We start from the raw sequence: 18,430 nt of genomic DNA, 5'->3' as shown, positions 1-18,430 counted from the left end.
CTAGCACCTTACCCCACGTTCACTACGCTACTGATGAACCATCGGAGGCTGGTGGCTGCATAAACGCCTGCAAATGCGCCAACAACTCGCCTTCCAACGGCAATGCCTTTTGCGTCGTTAGATCGATACAGACAAAGGTTAAGGTGGCATCGACCACTGCAGCTTCATCCGTAGTACGCACCATCTTTTGGCTAATCACGCCACTTTTGGCATTGAGGTGCAACAAAGCGCTCTCAATACGCAACACGTCCCCTAATACCGCCGGGGTACGATAATTGATGTTGATATTGACCACGATAAACGCAATGTCATGCTGTTGCATCCACTGAAAAGCGGGCAAATTCTCCAGCCATTGCCAACGCGCCTCCTCCATAAACTCCAGATAGCGTGCGTTGTTGACATGCTGATAGACATCAATGTGAAAGCCGCGAACAGTAATAAAGGTATGCACCACGTAATGACTCCTCAACAAATTAACGCCACAAACTGGTTGGACCTGCTGCTAAGGTTAGCAGAAAATAACGGCAGTGAATAACCGCACTGCCGTGCAGGCGTAGCACCAGAGATCGGGATTACAACGAATCGGACGCTTACAGCACGAGGCGCGCTCGGTTATTCTCAATCAGCATCGGTCCGATGCCGGGCACCTCCTGCAACTGTGCAATGTCAGTAAAAGGACCGTTCTCATCGCGATATTGCACGATCGCCTCCGCTCTACGCATGCCTATCCCTTGTAGCTGGGTCAATTGCTGCGCGGTCGCCGTATTGATATTCACCGTTTCCTGTGTCGACGCCGTTGACTGTGACGGTGATGATGAGGCTCCACCGTTTGCTGCCGCCTCTCCCGTTTGAGCCAGTGTCCCGCCTGTGAAAGCAGATAAACCCAAGGCCAGACACAAACACAGCGCTGACATTCCTTTCCTTTTCATACGGTATCTCCCTCTTGATTAATTGGCAGGAACAGGGTGCCGAAATCAGGGACATTGCACAAACCACGGCGTTGAAATGTGGAAAAGGCCGCGAAAGCGGCCTTTTGTTATTACAGCGGATTACAAATTAATGCATATACCCTTCATACTTCAGGTTGCAGATGCATTGGCTGCGCTTACTGCGGTTGCTGCTCCTGAGCAGCGGCACCTAACTTGATGGTCGCTTCGGTACGCAGGCTGGAAACCAAGGTATCAAACAGCGTTGTCACTGCGCTCTGCTCAACCTGACTGGTAAACTGTGCTTTCTGCTCATCAGTGATGGTGTGGGGTTTCACGCTATCCAGCGCAACCAGCACCACATTACCCGCCTGATCGCGTGCAACACCGTAACTTACCTTGTCCTGTTGCGGCACTGGCAAGGCAAACACGCTTTCTGCCAACACGTTGCCCTGAGAAACCGAGGACAGCGTCTCTGGCGCACCAAAGCTGAGGTTAGCAGCTTTCAGCGAGTCCTCTTTGCCTTGTTTCAGGTCAACCAGAATTTTTTCAGCCTGTAGGTTAGCCTGCTGCTGTGCTTTCTGCACTTTCAGCACCTGTACAATCTCGTCACGCACCTGCTCCAGAGGGCGAGGCGTTTCTGCACGGTGATCGGTAATACGCAGCACGATCGCCCGATCGCCATCGACACTGATCACATCGGAGTTGCTGCCCGGAGCACCGCCATCGCCTAGCAGGGTGCCGCCGAAAATAGCCTGCGTCACCTGAGGGAAATTCAGCTCAGCAGGCACTTGATCGTGACTAAACCAGGCCGTTTCAGTGGCTTTTTGACCCGCAGCTTCTTCCGCTGATACCAACGATTCATTGTCATTGCTTGCCGCTTCGCTGACTTTACGTTGCAGGGCAAAGAATTCATCCAACGCTTTTTCACGTTTTGCTCTGACAGCAATGTCATCGCGCACCGCACTCAGCGGTTTAACCTGTGCGGCCTGAATGTCATCCAGACGTACAATCAGGTAACCCACAGAGGATTTTACCGGCTCGGAGAGTTGGCCTTTTTCGGTCAGTTTTGCCTGCTGCAATTCATCAACCGTGGCATTGGCATCCATCCAGCCCATATCGCCACCGTTACGACGCGATACCACATCCTGCGATTTTTCTTTTGCCAGTGCGGCAAAATTGGCACCGTTTTTCAGTTCATCCAACACGGCACGGGCGTCAGCCTCAGTTTTAAGCTGAATAACGCTAAAGCGCTTGCGCTCAGGTTGGGTAAACTCTTGCTTATTCTTCTCGTAAAACGCGGCGATATCCGCATCAGTGATTTTCACACTGTCCATAACGCGCGCGGCATCCAACAGCAGATAGCTGACCTTGAAGGCTTCCGGGTCGATAAAACGGCCTTTGTTGCTGTCGTAATAGCCCTTGATCTCTTCATCCGTCACGTTCAGCGTTTTGGCAATGGACGCCACGTCGATCGTTGCCGTCCTCACTACACGATCCTGTGCAGCCTGTGCCACCAGACTGTCGATTTCTTTTGGCAGAGAGAATTGCGTCGCGCCCAGCCCCTGAATCAGTTGCTGTGTGATCAGTTGCTTACGCAGCAATTCCGCGTAGCGATCCGGAGTCAGCCCCAAACGACGTACCTGATCCAGATACTTTTCGTTATCAAACTGGTTGTTGGTCTGGAAAGCGGGAACAGCGAAGATGGCCTGTTTGATCTGCGCATCGCTGATGCTGAGCCCAAGCTTACGGGCGTATTGGTCAATCAGTGCCTCATCGATCAGTTGAGAGAGCACCTGTTGACGCATCTGCTGCATATAACCGTCATTGCCTGCCAGCACGGAAAAGTTTTCTCCCAACTGTTCCTGCATGCGGCTACGCTCGTTTTGCACCGCTTGTTCAAACTGCGCACGACCGATTTCCTGCCCGTTGACTTTGGCGGCGTAATCTTTAGAGCCGCCGATAAGGTAATCACCCACGCCCGTCAATACGAAGGAGGCGACGATCAAGCCCAGAATAATTTTCAGCACGACGTTATTAGCGGCCGCGCGTAAATTGTCCATCATAATGTGACAACACTCCGCTGTAGTATGGATAACACGCCCTGCGTTGGCTAAAACCACGCTTCCCTGCGCGTCTGGCAAACCGTAATGCCAGAACATGACATGCCAGAGAGAGGAGCGGGAAAGACATTACGCCGCAATGCGACGCCCCGCAGGGTGATGGGCAGCGTTCGCCCGTCATAAAAAAGGCACATCATAAAATGATGCGCCCCTTATCTTACCTTACCGACACCGTGGCGTCAGGTAATGTTTGGTAACGTACTTGGATTACAGCACAAACCTGTGACGAGATAATCAGTTAACGGCGTCTTTCAGCGATTTACCGGCACGGAAGCCCGGTACTTTTGCTGCTGGAATGCTGATTTCCTTGCCCGTTTGCGGATTGCGCCCAGTGCGAGCAGCACGCTCACGCACGGAGAACGTTCCAAATCCCACCAGTGCAACGTCATCCCCTGCTTTCAGAGAATCGGTAACAGAACCAATAATTGCATCTAACACACGCCCTGCTGCCGCTTTGGAAATATCAGCATCTGCGGCAATTTTGTCGATCAATTGTGACTTGTTCACTCTCTCATCCCCTCTGAAATCCTGTTGTCACGCTGAATATCCCCAAAACGCGACACGTAGCTTTTTTCAATCCTGTCAAACCTTAGCACAGCGTACTGGCTAAGACTAACAGTGCCATAACTTAGCGGTACAAAAAAACGCTGGCAAGCGCCATTTCTGCTGCCAGCGTGATTTTTCTCAAGGGTTTTTGCGATAGGTCACTCTTTCGCGGCCTTGGCGGGCACCGCTTTCGCCTTGGCAGGCGCTCGCTTGGCCTTGACAGGCTCCGGCTGCATACCGTCCGGCGGATTTTGTAACGCTAACGCCAGCACTTCCTCGATACGTTTGACCGGGTGAATCTCCAGGTCCGCAATCACATTCGCCGGGATCTCTTCCAAATCACGTTTGTTTTCGTCAGGAATCAATACCGTCTTAATACCACCGCGATGCGCAGCCAACAGTTTCTCTTTCAAGCCCCCGATCGGCAAGACCAAGCCCCGCAGCGTGATTTCCCCGGTCATCGCGACATCAGCACGCACCGGGTTACCCGTCAGACAGGAAACCAGCGCGGTACACATGGCGATCCCGGCGCTTGGACCATCTTTGGGCGTTGCCCCTTCCGGCACATGCACGTGGATATCACGCTTTTCATGGAAATCGGCATTGATACCCAACCGTTCAGCGCGCGCGCGCACCACAGTGAGCGCCGCCTGGATAGACTCCTGCATCACTTCCCCGAGTGAACCGGTATAGGTCAATTTGCCCTTGCCCGGTACACACGCGGTTTCAATGGTCAGCAAGTCACCGCCAACTTCCGTCCAGGCCAACCCAGTGACCTGCCCAACGCGGTTTTCTTCATCCGCACGGCCATAGTCAAAGCGCTGAACACCAAGGAAATCTTTAAGGTTATCGCCCGTAATCTCAATATGCTTAACGGTTTTATCCATCAACAGCGTTTTTACCGCTTTACGGCACAGTTTGGAGATTTCACGCTCCAGACTGCGTACGCCCGCTTCACGCGTGTAGTAACGGATGATCCCGGAGATAGCACTGTCATCAACGGTCAGCTCACCTTTCTTCAGTGCGTTTCGTTCAATCTGCTTCGGCAGCAAATGGCGCTTGGCAATATTGAGCTTCTCATCTTCGGTGTAGCCAGACAGGCGAATCACTTCCATACGGTCCAGCAACGGCGCAGGAATGTTCATCGAGTTAGAGGTCGCAACAAACATCACATCGGACAGATCGTAATCCACTTCCAGATAGTGATCGTTGAAGGTGACATTCTGCTCAGGATCCAATACCTCAAGCAGCGCCGACGCCGGATCGCCACGCATGTCAGACGACATTTTGTCGATCTCATCCAACAGGAACAGCGGGTTTTTTACCCCGACCTTGGCCATTTTCTGGATCAGTTTACCCGGCAGTGAGCCGATGTAAGTACGACGATGACCGCGAATTTCCGCTTCATCACGCACGCCGCCAAGCGCCATGCGCACGTATTCACGCCCCGTCGCCTTGGCGATAGACTGCCCCAGAGACGTTTTCCCTACCCCCGGCGGCCCAACCAGGCACAGAATCGGCCCCTTGATTTTACTGACACGGCTTTGTACCGCGAGGTATTCAAGAATACGTTCTTTGACGCGATCCAGACCGTAGTGGTCGGTGTCCAGGGTTTCCTGCGCTTTGACCAGGTCTTTTTTCACCTTGCTGCGCGCATTCCACGGCACCTGAACCATCCAATCGATGTAGCTGCGCACCACTGTCGCTTCAGCGGACATCGGTGACATCATTTTCAGTTTTTGCAGTTCGGCTTCCGCTTTTTCCCGCGCTTCTTTCGGCATCTTGGCCGCTTCAATCTTGCGTTTCAGCGCTTCGTGTTCATCCGGCGCATCGTCCATCTCACCGAGCTCTTTTTGAATCGCTTTCATCTGCTCGTTGAGGTAGTACTCACGCTGGCTTTTTTCCATCTGCTTTTTCACGCGACTGCGAATACGTTTTTCCACCTGCAACAGGTCGATTTCCGATTCCATCATCGCCATCAGATATTCGAGGCGTTCCGTAATATCAGACATTTCCAGCACGGACTGTTTGTCAGCAAGTTTCAGCGGCATGTGAGCGGCAATGGTATCCGCCAGACGTGCTGCATCTTCAATGCTGTTTAGCGAGGTCAACACTTCCGGCGGGATTTTCTTGTTCAGTTTGATATATCCCTCAAACTGATTGACCGCCGTGCGCATCAGAACTTCCTGTTCGCGCTCTTCAATCGCTGGCGACGAGAGATATTCCGCTTGGGCAGCAAAGTGTTCACCGCCGTCAGACAACGTGGTGATACGCGCACGCTGCAACCCTTCGACCAGCACTTTGACTGTACCGTCCGGCAGTTTCAGCATTTGCAGAATGGAGGCGACCGTTCCTACCGAGAAAAGATCGTTAATACTGGGTTCATCCGTTGAAGCCTCTTTTTGTGCCACCAACATGATCTTTTTATCGTGATCCATCGCGGCTTCAAGGCAACGAATCGATTTCTCCCGACCAACAAACAACGGAATGACCATGTGCGGATAAACCACCACATCGCGCAACGGCAATACGGGGATTTCAATGCGTTCGGAACGCTCAGGGTTCATAGAGCTCTCTCTTAGTTTCGTTTCCGCCAGGTTAAAGGAATCTCGTGAAACGCGGATGTCACGGGTTTCGTCAACAAGTATTGGAGTATATGGGGATAAATATCCGACATTCAACGACCAGAACATGCGAAAAAAAAAATGGGAGATAAAATCTCCCATTTTCAACTTCGGTCAAGCATGCAATTGACGATTTATTCGCCAGATGCCTGCTGCGCTTCAGGTTTACCGTAGATCAGCATGGGCTCTGATTGACCGGCAATCACCGATTCATCAATCACCACCTTATCGACGCTCTCCATGGAAGGTAGGTCGTACATGGTGTCCAGCAACGCCGCTTCCACGATGGAGCGTAAACCGCGTGCACCGGTTTTACGCGCCATGGCTTTCTTGGCAATCGCCGTCAATGCTTCTTCACGGAATTCCAGTTCAACCCCTTCAAGATTGAACAGCGCCTGATACTGTTTGGTCAGCGCGTTTTTCGGTTCGCGCAGGATCTGGATCAACGCATCTTCGCTCAGCTCTCTCAGCGTCGCGACCACCGGTAAACGACCGATAAATTCGGGGATCAGGCCAAACTTGATCAAATCGCCCGGTTCTACCTGGCCCAGCAATTCGCCTTCGGTAGCCTTTTGCGCCGAGCCTTTCACCGTCGCGGCAAAACCAATACCGCGACCGGTATCAACACGCTGCTCGATCACTTTATCCAGGCCAGCAAATGCCCCACCGCAGATGAACAGGATCTTGGAGGTATCAACCTGCAAAAACTCCTGTTGCGGGTGCTTGCGCCCACCTTGCGGCGGAACCGCAGCGATGGTGCCTTCAATCAGTTTCAGCAACGCCTGTTGCACCCCTTCGCCCGACACGTCACGGGTGATGGAGGGGTTATCGGACTTACGTGAAATCTTATCGATTTCATCGATGTACACAATGCCGCGCTGGGCTTTCTGTACGTCGTAGTCGCATTTTTGCAACAGCTTCTGGATGATGTTTTCCACATCCTCACCCACGTAACCCGCTTCGGTCAACGTGGTGGCATCTGCCATAGTGAAAGGCACATCCAGGAAACGGGCCAGCGTTTCAGCCAACAGGGTTTTACCACTCCCTGTCGGGCCAATCAGCAAAATGTTACTCTTGCCCAGTTCGATGCCGTTACTGCTGTCACCATTACGCAAGCGCTTGTAGTGATTGTAAACCGCAACCGCCAGGACCTTTTTCGCCTGCTCCTGACCAATCACATAATCATCCAGGTGACGGCGAATTTCATGGGGCGTAGGTAACGCACTGCGTTCACGATGCGGAGCCACTTCCTTTATCTCTTCGCGAATGATGTCATTGCACAGATCGACACATTCATCGCAGATATACACTGACGGCCCGGCAATCAGCTTACGGACCTCATGCTGGCTTTTGCCGCAGAAAGAACAGTACAGCAACTTCCCTGAACCGTCTTTGCGCTTGTCTGTCATCAGTAAACCTCTTCTTTTATCTCTTGCCCGCAGGCCCAACAGCGATATCACTACAACCTGAATCACGCGCAAGCGTGCATTCGTGAACCACAGGTACGCTATGGCTAGCGGCGTTATTCGCGGTGTGTCATCACGGCGTCAACCAATCCATACTCTACTGCTTCATGGGCAGAGAGGAAACGGTCACGCTCAGTGTCACTCTCTATCACTTCGAGAGGTTTGCCCGTATGTTCAGCCATCAGCTCATTCATACGTTGCTTCACTTTCAGTATTTCACGCGCGTGGATTTCGATATCCGTTGCCTGCCCCTGGAATCCCCCCAGCGGCTGGTGAATCATCACGCGCGAATTCGGCAGGCAGAAACGCTTGCCCTTGGCACCGGCAGTGAGCAGGAAAGCCCCCATGGAGCAGGCTTGTCCCATACAGATGGTGCTGACATCCGGTTTAATAAATTTCATGGTGTCGTAAATCGACATCCCTGCGGTAATCACGCCACCCGGAGAGTTGATGTACAGATAAATATCTTTTTCTGGATTTTCGGCTTCCAGGAAAAGCATCTGAGCAACGATCAGGTTGGCCATGTGATCTTCCACCTGACCCGTCAGGAAGATGATACGTTCTTTAAGCAGTCGGGAAAAAATATCGTAAGAACGTTCCCCGCGCGAAGTCTGTTCTACCACCATCGGCACCAAAGCCATTTGCGGTGCTAATTTTTCTTGTTCGCCACTGTATAACATTCACCTCTCCTCGATAAAATGCTTTTGGTGCCATGTATCAGATTCTACTTGAGATAACGGTGGTTGACTATCACGGTAACCCCCCATGTTTCCCTTAAGAACGACACCGACTCGCCAAAATCCATGACCACGCGCCTCTGTTTCTTCTAGTTGGGGCATTGCGCGCTATTTCAAGCTTACACTATCCTTTATTTTAGATTAAAGGGTTATCGTGCCCACCGCGTTTACAATGCTTTGCACAGTAAACCGCGTTTTGCATGGAAAATAATAGGTTGCACGCTCAAGAGACAGTGCGGATTTTATCACTCGCGAAACGTTTCAACGCTATGCCTACACCCTTTGATCATAGTGCAATCTGGCACATCCGTGGCGATAGGACTTTTCAAACGTAAATCAGTGATAACAAAAAGCCCACGCCAGAGGCGCGGGCTTTTTTTGGCAAAGATAACCGACCGAAGCCAGACAGCGAATTACGCCGTAGCAGGCTGGTTCATCAGATCGTTGAAGCTGACGGCTTTCTCGACCACTTTCGCCTTAGACAACACCACTTCAACCGCTTGCTCTTCCAGAGCAACGTTGCGCATGTTGTTCATCAGCTCTTTGTTTTTGCTGTAGTAAGTAACGACTTCCTGCGGATCTTCGTAGGCAGAAGCCATCTCTTCGATCAGCGCAGTAACGCGGGCATCGTCCGCTTTCAGTTCGTTAGTGCTGATCACTTCGCCCAGCAGCAGACCCACGACAACGCGGCGTTTGGCTTGCTCTTCAAACAGTTCACGAGGCAGCTCAGCCGCTTGCTTGGCGTTACCACCAAAGCGTTGTGCCGCTTGCTGACGCAGAACGTCAATTTCGCCGTCGATCAGCGCAGCAGGAACGTCGATGTCATTGGCTTTCACCAGACCGTCGATCACCTGAGACTTGATACGGTTACGCACCGCGCCTTTCAGCTCACGCTCCATGTTTTTACGCACTTCAGCGCGCAAACCGTCAACAGAACCATCTGCCACGCCGAAACGTGCGATGAATTCTGCGGTCAGTTCCGGCAGTTCACGCTCTTCCACTTTCTTCAGAACGATAGCGAACTGCGCCGCTTTCCCTTTCAGGTTTTCAGCGTGGTAATCTTCTGGGAAGGTCACGTCGATAGTGAATTCTTCACCGGCTTTATGACCTACCAGTCCTTCTTCAAAGCCTGGGATCATGCGGCCCTGGCCCATTGCCAGAACGAAATCAGACGCTTTACCGCCGTCAAACACTTCGCCGTCGATAGTACCGGTGAAGTCAACGGTCACGCGATCTTCTGCGCCAGCGGCAGCATCGGTATCTTTCCAAGTGGCTTGTTGCTTGCGCAGCGTTTCCAGCATGGCATCAACGTCAGCATCAACCACGTCAACCAGCGGTTTTTCTACTTCGATGGTGTCCAGGCCTTTCAGCTCGACTTCCGGATAGACTTCAAACTCTACCGCGTAGGTGAAATCGGCATCCAGCTTGTATTCGCCCGGCACATAGTTCGGTGCACCAACGGGATTGATTTTTTCTTTAATGATGGCGTCAACGAAATGACGCTGCATCAGATCGCCCAACACGTCTTGACGCACGGAAGCGCCATAACGCTGAGCGATAACGTTCATAGGCACTTTGCCTTTACGAAAACCGTCAACGCGCGCTTTTTTAGCAACGTTAACCAGCTCTTTTTTTACCGCTTCTTCAATGCTATCAGCAGTGACGGTAATTGTTACGCGGCGACCAAGGCCTTGGGTGGTTTCAACTGAAACTTGCATCTTGTTACCTCAAAAAATCACAGTGCTCGGTCAGCTCCAAAACCATATACGCATGGGTGTCGGTTTGGACATAACCCCACAGAACCGGGACAGCAACAGCTGGTATCTGAACCCCGTTCCTTGTCGTCAGAAGCGTCCCGATGACATTTCCGGAAAATAAGACGCGGCATTATAGCGGCATAGAGGGAGTGAGTCGAGAACAGCGCGCAGACTATTACCACAAGATAAGCGCGCTTTGATGTCGGTCACCTCTTATCGGTCTCTTTTTGTACGTTTTGGCATTAATCAGGCATCAATGCCAGCGCCGCCACAGGCAGGCGATTTCGGTGCCTGCCCCTGCGCATCGGACCACTCTTGCGGCGTGTAAGTATGCAGCGCCAGCGCGTGTAGGCCATTTTCCAATTCCGTCGCCAGCGTGGCATAAACCGCACGATGTCGACCAATGGTGCGCTGTCCGGTAAAGGTTTCACTCACCAGCACCACCTTAAAATGGCTTTGCGAACCCGCGGGCACGCGATGTTGGTGGCTTTCATTGATGACATCCAGATGCGTGGGGGCGAAGGCAGCGCGCAATTTCGCTTCAATGGTGGCATGCATGAAGAAGTAGTCCCTTGTTGCTTGTTGATCTTGTCAAACAGTATATTCCACTGGCAGGGAAATGGGGCGACCGGGCCATCGAACAATCCAGTGATAGCGATTTCACACCCTATCGCGCCGAAAAAAAGGCTGTTTCCAGAGTATTTCCCCTGAATTCCTCCTTTAACCCGCTGCCGGCAATGGTATGATAACGGGAATTTTTTACCAGCGAACCACCCTAATCATTACTGAGAAAATGCACAATGTTAAAAAAACTGTTTTTTCCCGTATTGGCCGTGCTGATGCTCGCCGGATGCGCCAATCAAAGCAATACGCTCGACGTCTCTCCTAAAATTAACGTGCCCGCGCAAGACCCAACCCTGATGGGCGTGACTGTCAGCATCAACGGGGCCGATCAGCGTGCCGATCAGGCATTGGCTAAAATCAACCGCGACGGGCAACTGATCGTTCTCACCCCTTCACGCGATCTGCGTTTCCTGTTGCAAGAAGCGCTGGAAAAACAGATGTCTGCACGCGGTTACATGATCGGAACCGGTGGCCCGGTCGCGCTGCAAATCGTCGTAAACCAGCTGTATGCTGACGTCTCAGAAGGTAACCTGCGCCATAACATCACAGCACGTGCAGATATTTCGATCATCTCTCAGGCGGCCAACGGCAACAAACAGGTTAAAAATTACCGTTCAACCTATAACGTTCAAGGCGCGCTGACCGCGACCAACGAAAAAATCACCAACGCTGTCAATACGGTATTGGGCGATGTCATCAATGACATGGCACAAGACACCACTGTCAGCAGCTTCATTAAGGCTAACGCCCGATAATTCCCACGCTGTTTTCCTCTATCCTGCACGGTGGGATAGAGGAAAGGATCTGCCATGCTACATCGCTTTTTTACCCTTGTTCGTCAGCCGTATTCGCTGTCGCTGCTGCTGCTGGGTTTTGCGTCCGGGCTACCGCTGGCACTGACCTCAGGGACGTTGCAGGCATGGATGACGGTCGCTAACGTCGATTTGAAAACCATCGGTTTCTTCTCCCTGGTGGGACAAGCCTATGTTTTCAAGTTTATGTGGGCACCGATGATGGACCGTTACACCCCGCCCTTCCTTGGTCGTCGCCGTGGCTGGCTGCTGGTCAGTCAGGTGTTGCTGATTGGATTGATTGCCTCAATGGCACTGCTGGAACCCGGTAAGCATCTGTGGTGGTTAGCCGCGATTGCGGTTTTGGTGGCATTTTGTTCCGCCTCGCAGGATATCGTGTTTGACGCCTACAAAACGGACCTGTTATCCGCCGATCAGCGCGGCTCGGGCGCGGCAATTTCCGTATTGGGTTACCGTCTGGCCATGCTGGTTTCCGGTGGATTGGCACTGTGGCTGGCCGATCGTTATCTCGGCTGGCACACCACTTATGTGCTGATGGCGCTGCTACTGCTGCCGGGCATCATCGCCACCTTGCGTGCGCCTGAACCGGTGTTGGATGCCCCAGCACCGCGCACCCTGGAACAGGCCATGTTTGCCCCGCTGCGCGACTTCTTTTCGCGCAATAACGCCTGGCTGATTTTATTGCTTATCGTACTGTATAAGTTGGGTGACGCCTTTGCGATGAGCCTCAGCACCCCGTTCCTGATTCGCGGCGTGGGCTTCAATGCCGGCGACGTCGGGCTGGTCAACAAAACGTTGGGATTACTCGCCACCATTATTGGTGCCTTGTACGGCGGGTTGTTAATGCAACGCATGACCTTGTTCCGTGCGCTGCTGCTTTTTGGCATCTTGCAAGCCCTCTCTAACGCGGGCTACTGGCTATTAGCGATCACCGCCAAACATCTGGTTAGCATGGCGGGAGTCATCTTTCTGGAAAATCTGTGCGGCGGGATGGGCACTGCGGCGTTCGTTGCGTTACTGATGACCTTGTGCAACACATCGTTTTCCGCTACCCAGTTTGCGCTGCTTTCCGCGCTCTCTGCGGTGGGACGCGTCTACGTCGGCCCTATCGCAGGCTGGTTTGTTGAAACCCATGGCTGGGCCTGGTTCTATTTATTTACCATTGCGATCTCGGTGCCGGGATTGGTCCTGCTGCTGGTATGCCGACAAACCCTGGAGTACACCCAACGCACCGGCACGTTCATGGTACGCACAACCTATCCCCGCCATTACCGCGTCGCGCTACGTGTACTGGCCGCCGGATGTGCGCTGTTATTCATCTGGTTGACCTTGACCATCGCCCACGCGCTGGGTGTCAATGCGGTTGAAGCAATCAATGATAACCTTCTGATGATAGGGGGTATTTTGGTCATCTCGGGGGCACTTTTAGGTTGCGTGCTCGACTATTTATCGCTGCGTCATTCACCGTCATCTGAAGCCTGAAAATAGCGATAAACCTGCGTGGTTATCACCGCATCGTATTATTTTTTTTTCACTAGTCTGCTATCAGCCAACGTTATTTTTTACGTTGGCTCACTTTTTCCTGGCTATTTAATTGTTGCGAAAATGTGTGAGGGTCAATCATGTTGGTGCGATGGAAAATTCCCTTTCAGGCGGGTTGTAATTTTTTTTTATCCATCCATACTTCTCTACGGGATAAATTTTAATTCACTGTTTTTAATAAATTTTTCCTAACGACAAGGTAATTGTGACATTCAGGGCAAAAATCAGCAACAAAGCGCTGACATAACCTTAATCATGTTTACAGTACAGTAACCTTACCGTAAAATGCCCGCTCGCATGAAATGACAATAGAGCCCTTGTTATTGAGGTCGCTAGATGAGACTCAGGAAATACAATAAAATTTTTGGGATGTTGTCTTTATTCGCTGCCGCCGCACTACTGAGCGGTTGTGATATGGCATTGATGAACCCCAAAGGACAGGTCGGGTTGGAGCAACGGTCGTTGATTCTGACGGCAATCGGGTTGATGTTGATCGTGGTTATTCCGGTAATCGTGATGACCATCGCTTTCGCCTGGAAGTTCCGTGCTTCCAACACCAAAGCGAAATACACCCCGAACTGGTCGCATTCCAACAAGATTGAAGCGGTGGTATGGACAGTTCCCATCATCATCATTCTTATTCTGGGTACTATTACCTGGAAAACCACCCATTCACTCGATCCGTATAAGCCGTTGGTCTCCGAGGCCAAGCCGATTACTGTCGAAGTGATTTCACTCGACTGGAAGTGGCTGTTTGTTTACCCGGAATTGGGTATCGCTACGGTCAATGAGTTAGCGTTCCCGACCAATGTGCCGGTGAATTTCAAAATCACCTCCGATACCGTAATGAACTCGTTCTTCATTCCGCGTCTGGGTGGGCAGATTTACGCCATGGCGGGCATGCAAACCAAACTGCATCTTATCGCCAACGAACCGGGTAGATACGACGGTATTTCCGGTGGTTACAGCGGTAAAGGCTTTTCTGGCATGAAGTTTACTGCCATTGCCACGCCAAGCCAGCAGGAATTCGACCAGTGGGTTGCCACCGTGCGTGCCTCCAGCAAAACGCTGAACAGCACGGAGGAATTCAATGCGCTGGCCAAACCCAGCGAATTCCACCCGGTAGAGTACTTCTCCAGCGTGCAACCTGAGCTGTTCGAAAACCTGATTCGCAAATTCACGCAAAGCGGCGGTGCGCCTGCGCATCACCACGCTGAAAGCGAAACGCAGCAGGGCGGCATGCAACACGGTGACAATATGAACATGAGCGAGCACGCCTCGCACCAAGGCGCCGAGGGATAAGACGATGTTCGGAAAACTAACGCTTGATGCGGTTCCGTATCATGAACCCATTATTATGGTTACGGTGGCCGGCATTATCGTCGGCGGCCTCGCCCTGTTGGCGGCCATCACTTATTTCGGTAAATGGAAGTGGCTGTGGGCTGAGTGGTTCACCTCGGTAGACCACAAGCGCATCGGTATCATGTATATGATCGTTGCGTTTATCATGATGATTCGCGGCTTTGCCGATGCCATCATGATGCGCGGTCAGCAGGTGTTGGCGTCTGCCGGTGAGGCAGGCTTCCTTAATGCCCACCACTACGATCAGATATTTACCGCGCACGGCGTGATCATGATTTTCTTCGTGGCAACGCCGTTTGTGGTCGGTTTGATGAACCTGGCGGTGCCGTTGCAAATCGGCGCACGCGACGTGGCCTTCCCTTTCCTTAACTCGCTCAGCTTCTGGCTGTTCGTGGTGGGGGTTGTCCTGATCAACCTGTCGCTGGGTATCGGTGAATTTGCGCAAACCGGTTGGGTGGCCTATCCGCCGCTTTCTGGCAAGGAATACAGTCCCGGCGTAGGGGTCGATTACTGGATATGGAGCCTACAGATCTCCGGTCTGGGCACCACGCTGACCGGCGTCAACTTCTTCGCGACCATTATCCGTATGCGCGCACCGGGCATGACGCTGATGAAAATGCCGGTATTCACCTGGACGGCACTGTGCACCAACGTGCTGATCATCGCCGCCTTCCCGATTTTAACCGTAACCATCGCGTTGCTGACCCTGGATCGCTATCTGGGCACCCATTTCTTTACCAACGATATGGGCGGCAACATGATGATGTACATCAACCTCATCTGGGCCTGGGGCCATCCTGAGGTGTACATTCTGGTTCTGCCTATTTTCGGCGTTTACTCCGAAGTGGTTGCCACCTTCTGTAAGAAGCGTCTGTTCGGTTACACCTCGCTGGTGTGGGCGACCATCGCCATTACCGTACTGTCATTTATCGTCTGGCTGCACCACTTCTTCACGATGGGGTCTGGCGCGAACGTTAACGCCTTCTTTGGTATCGCCACCATGATCATTTCCATCCCGACCGGGGTGAAAATCTTCAACTGGCTGTTCACCATGTATCAGGGCCGCATCCAGCCGAACTCCGCCATGTTGTGGACCACCGGGTTTATCATCACCTTTACCATCGGTGGGATGACCGGGGTGCTGCTGGCGGTACCGGGTGCCAACTTTGTGCTGCACAACAGTCTGTTCCTGATTGCGCACTTCCATAACGTCATCATCGGCGGCGTGGTGTTTGGTATTTTTGCCGGTATTACCTACTGGTTCCCGAAAGCCTTTGGCTTCACGCTGAACGAAACCTGGGGCAAACGCGCGTTCTGGTTCTGGATTATCGGCTTCTTCACCGCCTTTATGCCGCTGTACGTGCTGGGCTTTATGGGCATGACCCGTCGTCTTAGCCAACAGATCGATCCGCAATTCCACTCACTGCTGGTCGTCGCGTCTGTCGGTGCCGCACTGATTGGTCTTGGCGTACTGTGCCAGTTGATGCAGTTCTACGTCAGTATCCGCGATCGCGACCAAAACCGCGATTTGACCGGTGACCCGTGGGGTGGCCGCACGCTGGAGTGGGCAACCTCTTCCCCACCGCCGTTCTATAACTTCGCTATCGTGCCGAATGTTCAGGAACGCGATGCCTTCTGGGAACAGAAAGAGCGTGGTGAAGCCTACAAGAAACCGGCCAGCTATGAAGAAATTCATATGCCGAAAAACACCGGTGCCGGCGTGATCATCTCAGCGTTCAGCCTGGTGTTCGGCTTCGCGATGATCTGGCATATCTGGTGGATGGCGATTGCCGGTTTCGTCGGCATGATCGTGACTTGGATTGTGCACAGTTTTAACCGCGATGTGGATTACTACGTTCCGGTCAAACAAATCGAAGAGATTGAAAACCAGCACTTCGACAATATCAGCAAAGCAGGTGTGAAACATGACAACTGAAACTCTGACGCATCATCACGCTGCTCATGACGCCCATGCCGAGCATGGGCACCACGACGCCAGCGGCACCAAGGTGCTGGGGTTCTGGGTTTACCTCATGAGCGATTTGATCATTTTCGGCTCGCTGTTCGCCACCTATGCCGTGCTGGTAACCGGCACGGCGGGCGGTCCGTCCGGAAAAGACCTGTTTGATCTCAAGTTTGTGCTGGTCGAAACCTTCGCGTTGCTGTTGAGTAGTATCACCTTCGGCATGGCGATGATCGCCATGTACAAAGGCAACGTGGCGCGCATCAACACCTGGCTGGCTATCACTTTCCTGTTTGGGCTGGTGTTTATCGGGATGGAAGTCTACGAATTCCATCATCTGATCGCAGAAGGATATGGCCCGGATCGCAGTGCGTTCCTGTCAGCCTTTTTCGCGCTGGTTGGCACCCACGGTGTTCACGTAACCTCAGGCCTTATCTGGCTGGTGGTGATGATGATTCAGGTTTCACGTTGGGGCATCACCCCTACCGTGAAAACCCGTTTGATGTGCCTGAGCCTGTTCTGGCACTTCCTTGACGTGGTGTGGATTTGCGTCTTTACCGTAGTTTATCTGATGGGGGCGATGTAATGAGTCATTCAACGACCGATCACGGCGCCAGCCACGGTAGCGTACAGTCTTATGTCATCGGCTTTGTCATGTCGGTCATTCTGACCGTGATCCCGTTTGGTCTGGTGATGGCGGGTGCCGCCTCCCCCAGCGTGATCATGACCGGTGTGGTTGGCTGCGCCGTGGTACAGATACTGGTCCACCTGGTCTACTTCCTGCACCTCAACAGTTCTTCTGAACAGCGCTGGAACGTGGTAGCGTTGGTGTTCGCCATTCTGATTATCGCCATCGTGGTAGTAGGATCCATCTGGATTATGCTGAGCGCGCACCACAATATGATGATTCCGTAATCGAGCCAGACATGATGATTAAGCAATACCTACAAGTCACAAAACCAGGGATCATTTTTGGCAACCTGATTTCTGTTATCGGGGGATTTCTGCTGGCGTCCAAGGGCAGCATTGATTACCCCCTCTTTATCGCTACCCTGTTTGGGGTGTCGTTGGTGGTTGCGTCCGGTTGCGTCTTCAACAACGTAATCGACCGTGACATTGACAAAAAGATGGAGAGAACCAAAAACAGAGTGATGGTGAAGGGGCTGATTTCGGTCAAGGTTTCACTGAGTTATGCGGCTGCGTTAGGTATTGCCGGTTTTGCGTTGCTCTACGTGGCGGCAAACCCGTTGGCCATGTGGCTTTCCGTCATGGGCTTTGCGGTATACGTTGGCGTCTACAGTCTGTATATGAAACGCCACTCGGTATATGGCACGCTGATCGGCAGCCTGTCCGGTGCCGCACCGCCGGTTATCGGGTACTGCGCCGTGAGCAACCAGTTCGATGCGGGCGCGTTGATCCTGCTGTTGATCTTCAGCCTGTGGCAAATGCCGCACTCCTACGCTATCGCCATTTTCCGTTTCAAGGATTATCAGGCGGCCAACATTCCGGTACTGCCGGTGGTGAAAGGCATTTCCGTGGCGAAAAACCATATTACGCTGTATATCGTGGCGTTTATGGTGGCTACGCTGATGCTGTCACTGGGTGGCTATGCCGGATATAAATATCTGATAGTAGCAGCCTCCGTGAGTATCTGGTGGTTAGGGATGGCGCTGTCGGGCTACAAAAAGCCCAATGATGACAAAGTGTGGGCACGCAAACTGTTTGTGTTCTCGATCGTCGCCATCACATCGCTGAGCGTGATGATGTCAGTCGACTCAATGACGCCAATGCAGGATGTGCTGATCACCGCACTGCGCTAACCTTTCACCGTTCGTACGTTGAAAAACAGACGATCCCCATCGTCTGTTTTTTTTTGCCCTTCCCCACCGTTTGCTGCATTTACTATGTCATTTTATGACGGTGCGCCAAATCAAGTAACAATGCAGCC

The 18,430-nt window shown here is 52.4% G+C and carries 17 protein-coding genes; 8 read left to right on the top strand and 9 right to left on the bottom strand.

The genetic code is table 11. From position 1 onward, the window contains the following. Positions 1-22: 22 nt before the first annotated feature. The 9 genes from J5224_RS05100 to bolA all read right to left on the bottom strand — a co-directional run bounded on the left by J5224_RS05100 (position 23) and on the right by bolA (position 10,737). Positions 23-451 (bottom strand): acyl-CoA thioesterase, encoded by a 429-nt coding sequence (locus J5224_RS05100; RefSeq protein ID WP_264624360.1) that lies wholly within the window; start codon positions 449-451, stop codon positions 23-25. 139 nt (positions 452-590) lie between these two features. Continuing rightward, positions 591-929 carry a ComEA family DNA-binding protein gene (locus tag J5224_RS05095; RefSeq protein WP_264624319.1) on the bottom strand — a complete coding sequence of 113 codons (339 nt, stop codon included), beginning with the start codon at positions 927-929 and terminating at the stop codon, positions 591-593. 176 nt (positions 930-1,105) lie between these two features. Next, complete coding sequence (ppiD, locus tag J5224_RS05090; RefSeq protein WP_264624318.1) at positions 1,106-2,992, bottom strand: peptidylprolyl isomerase; 1,887 nt, start codon at positions 2,990-2,992, stop codon at positions 1,106-1,108. 291 nt (positions 2,993-3,283) lie between these two features. Beyond that, a complete protein-coding gene (gene hupB, locus J5224_RS05085) occupies positions 3,284-3,556 on the bottom strand; it encodes a nucleoid-associated protein HU-beta (RefSeq protein WP_195315237.1) in 273 nt (90 codons plus the stop codon). A gap of 197 nt (positions 3,557-3,753) precedes the next feature. Then, positions 3,754-6,162 carry an endopeptidase La gene (gene lon, locus J5224_RS05080; RefSeq protein ID WP_264624317.1) on the bottom strand — a complete coding sequence of 803 codons (2,409 nt, stop codon included), beginning with the start codon at positions 6,160-6,162 and terminating at the stop codon, positions 3,754-3,756. Positions 6,163-6,353: 191 nt separating this feature from the next. Then, positions 6,354-7,628, bottom strand: a complete 1,275-nt coding sequence (gene clpX, locus J5224_RS05075) for an ATP-dependent protease ATP-binding subunit ClpX (RefSeq protein ID WP_264624316.1) — start codon at positions 7,626-7,628, stop codon at positions 6,354-6,356. A gap of 113 nt (positions 7,629-7,741) precedes the next feature. Then, complete coding sequence (gene clpP, locus J5224_RS05070; protein ID WP_195315240.1) at positions 7,742-8,365, bottom strand: ATP-dependent Clp endopeptidase proteolytic subunit ClpP; 624 nt, start codon at positions 8,363-8,365, stop codon at positions 7,742-7,744. A 470-nt stretch (positions 8,366-8,835) separates the two neighbouring features. Further along, entirely contained in the window at positions 8,836-10,140 is a 1,305-nt protein-coding gene (tig, locus tag J5224_RS05065) for a trigger factor (protein WP_264624315.1), read from the bottom strand. 285 nt (positions 10,141-10,425) lie between these two features. Then, positions 10,426-10,737 carry a transcriptional regulator BolA gene (gene bolA / locus J5224_RS05060; RefSeq protein WP_264624314.1) on the bottom strand — a complete coding sequence of 104 codons (312 nt, stop codon included), beginning with the start codon at positions 10,735-10,737 and terminating at the stop codon, positions 10,426-10,428. 14 nt (positions 10,738-10,751) lie between these two features. Here bolA and J5224_RS05055 point away from each other — a divergent pair, with 14 nt between their 5' ends. The 8 genes from J5224_RS05055 (at position 10,752) to cyoE (ending at position 18,302) form a co-directional block, all read left to right on the top strand. Beyond that, a complete protein-coding gene (locus tag J5224_RS05055; protein WP_264624313.1) occupies positions 10,752-10,925 on the top strand; it encodes a hypothetical protein in 174 nt (57 codons plus the stop codon). A gap of 54 nt (positions 10,926-10,979) precedes the next feature. Next, positions 10,980-11,558, top strand: a complete 579-nt coding sequence (locus J5224_RS05050) for a lipoprotein (RefSeq protein WP_222159884.1) — start codon at positions 10,980-10,982, stop codon at positions 11,556-11,558. A gap of 54 nt (positions 11,559-11,612) precedes the next feature. After that, complete coding sequence (ampG, locus tag J5224_RS05045; protein ID WP_264624312.1) at positions 11,613-13,097, top strand: muropeptide MFS transporter AmpG; 1,485 nt, start codon at positions 11,613-11,615, stop codon at positions 13,095-13,097. Positions 13,098-13,493: 396 nt separating this feature from the next. Then, a complete protein-coding gene (gene cyoA, locus J5224_RS05040) occupies positions 13,494-14,459 on the top strand; it encodes a cytochrome o ubiquinol oxidase subunit II (RefSeq protein ID WP_264624311.1) in 966 nt (321 codons plus the stop codon). 4 nt (positions 14,460-14,463) lie between these two features. Further along, on the top strand, positions 14,464-16,455 hold the full coding sequence (gene cyoB, locus J5224_RS05035) for a cytochrome o ubiquinol oxidase subunit I (RefSeq protein WP_264624310.1): 1,992 nt from the start codon (positions 14,464-14,466) through the stop codon (positions 16,453-16,455). Further along, positions 16,445-17,068 (top strand): cytochrome o ubiquinol oxidase subunit III, encoded by a 624-nt coding sequence (locus J5224_RS05030; RefSeq protein WP_264624309.1) that lies wholly within the window; start codon positions 16,445-16,447, stop codon positions 17,066-17,068. The genes cyoB and J5224_RS05030 overlap by 11 nt, the downstream gene beginning before the upstream one ends. Beyond that, entirely contained in the window at positions 17,068-17,397 is a 330-nt protein-coding gene (locus tag J5224_RS05025; RefSeq protein WP_264624308.1) for a cytochrome o ubiquinol oxidase subunit IV, read from the top strand. The genes J5224_RS05030 and J5224_RS05025 overlap by 1 nt, the downstream gene beginning before the upstream one ends. Before the next feature lie 14 nt (positions 17,398-17,411). Then, positions 17,412-18,302: a heme o synthase gene (gene cyoE, locus J5224_RS05020; protein WP_264624359.1), complete on the top strand. Its 891-nt coding sequence runs from the start codon at positions 17,412-17,414 to the stop codon at positions 18,300-18,302. The last annotated feature ends 128 nt before the right edge of the window (positions 18,303-18,430 follow it).

The sequence above is a fragment of the Candidatus Symbiopectobacterium sp. NZEC135 genome, from assembly GCF_025962695.1.
This window is presented reverse-complemented; position numbering and strand designations above follow the sequence as displayed.

Bases quoted from the DNA above. Each gene is read 5' to 3' on its own strand.
- J5224_RS05095 (WP_264624319.1), bottom strand. From the start codon at position 929: ATGAAAAGGAAAGGAATGTCAGCGCTGTGTTTGTGTCTGGCCTTGGGT.
- ppiD (WP_264624318.1), bottom strand. From the start codon at position 2,992: ATGATGGACAATTTACGCGCGGCCGCTAATAACGTCGTGCTGAAAATT.
- lon (WP_264624317.1), bottom strand. From the start codon at position 6,162: ATGAACCCTGAGCGTTCCGAACGCATTGAAATCCCCGTATTGCCGTTG.
- clpX (WP_264624316.1), bottom strand. From the start codon at position 7,628: ATGACAGACAAGCGCAAAGACGGTTCAGGGAAGTTGCTGTACTGTTCT.
- clpP (WP_195315240.1), bottom strand. From the start codon at position 8,365: ATGTTATACAGTGGCGAACAAGAAAAATTAGCACCGCAAATGGCTTTG.
- tig (WP_264624315.1), bottom strand. From the start codon at position 10,140: ATGCAAGTTTCAGTTGAAACCACCCAAGGCCTTGGTCGCCGCGTAACA.
- bolA (WP_264624314.1), bottom strand. From the start codon at position 10,737: ATGCATGCCACCATTGAAGCGAAATTGCGCGCTGCCTTCGCCCCCACG.
- J5224_RS05050 (WP_222159884.1), top strand. From the start codon at position 10,980: ATGTTAAAAAAACTGTTTTTTCCCGTATTGGCCGTGCTGATGCTCGCC.
- ampG (WP_264624312.1), top strand. From the start codon at position 11,613: ATGCTACATCGCTTTTTTACCCTTGTTCGTCAGCCGTATTCGCTGTCG.
- cyoA (WP_264624311.1), top strand. From the start codon at position 13,494: ATGAGACTCAGGAAATACAATAAAATTTTTGGGATGTTGTCTTTATTC.
- cyoB (WP_264624310.1), top strand. From the start codon at position 14,464: ATGTTCGGAAAACTAACGCTTGATGCGGTTCCGTATCATGAACCCATT.
- J5224_RS05030 (WP_264624309.1), top strand. From the start codon at position 16,445: ATGACAACTGAAACTCTGACGCATCATCACGCTGCTCATGACGCCCAT.
- J5224_RS05025 (WP_264624308.1), top strand. From the start codon at position 17,068: ATGAGTCATTCAACGACCGATCACGGCGCCAGCCACGGTAGCGTACAG.
- cyoE (WP_264624359.1), top strand. From the start codon at position 17,412: ATGATTAAGCAATACCTACAAGTCACAAAACCAGGGATCATTTTTGGC.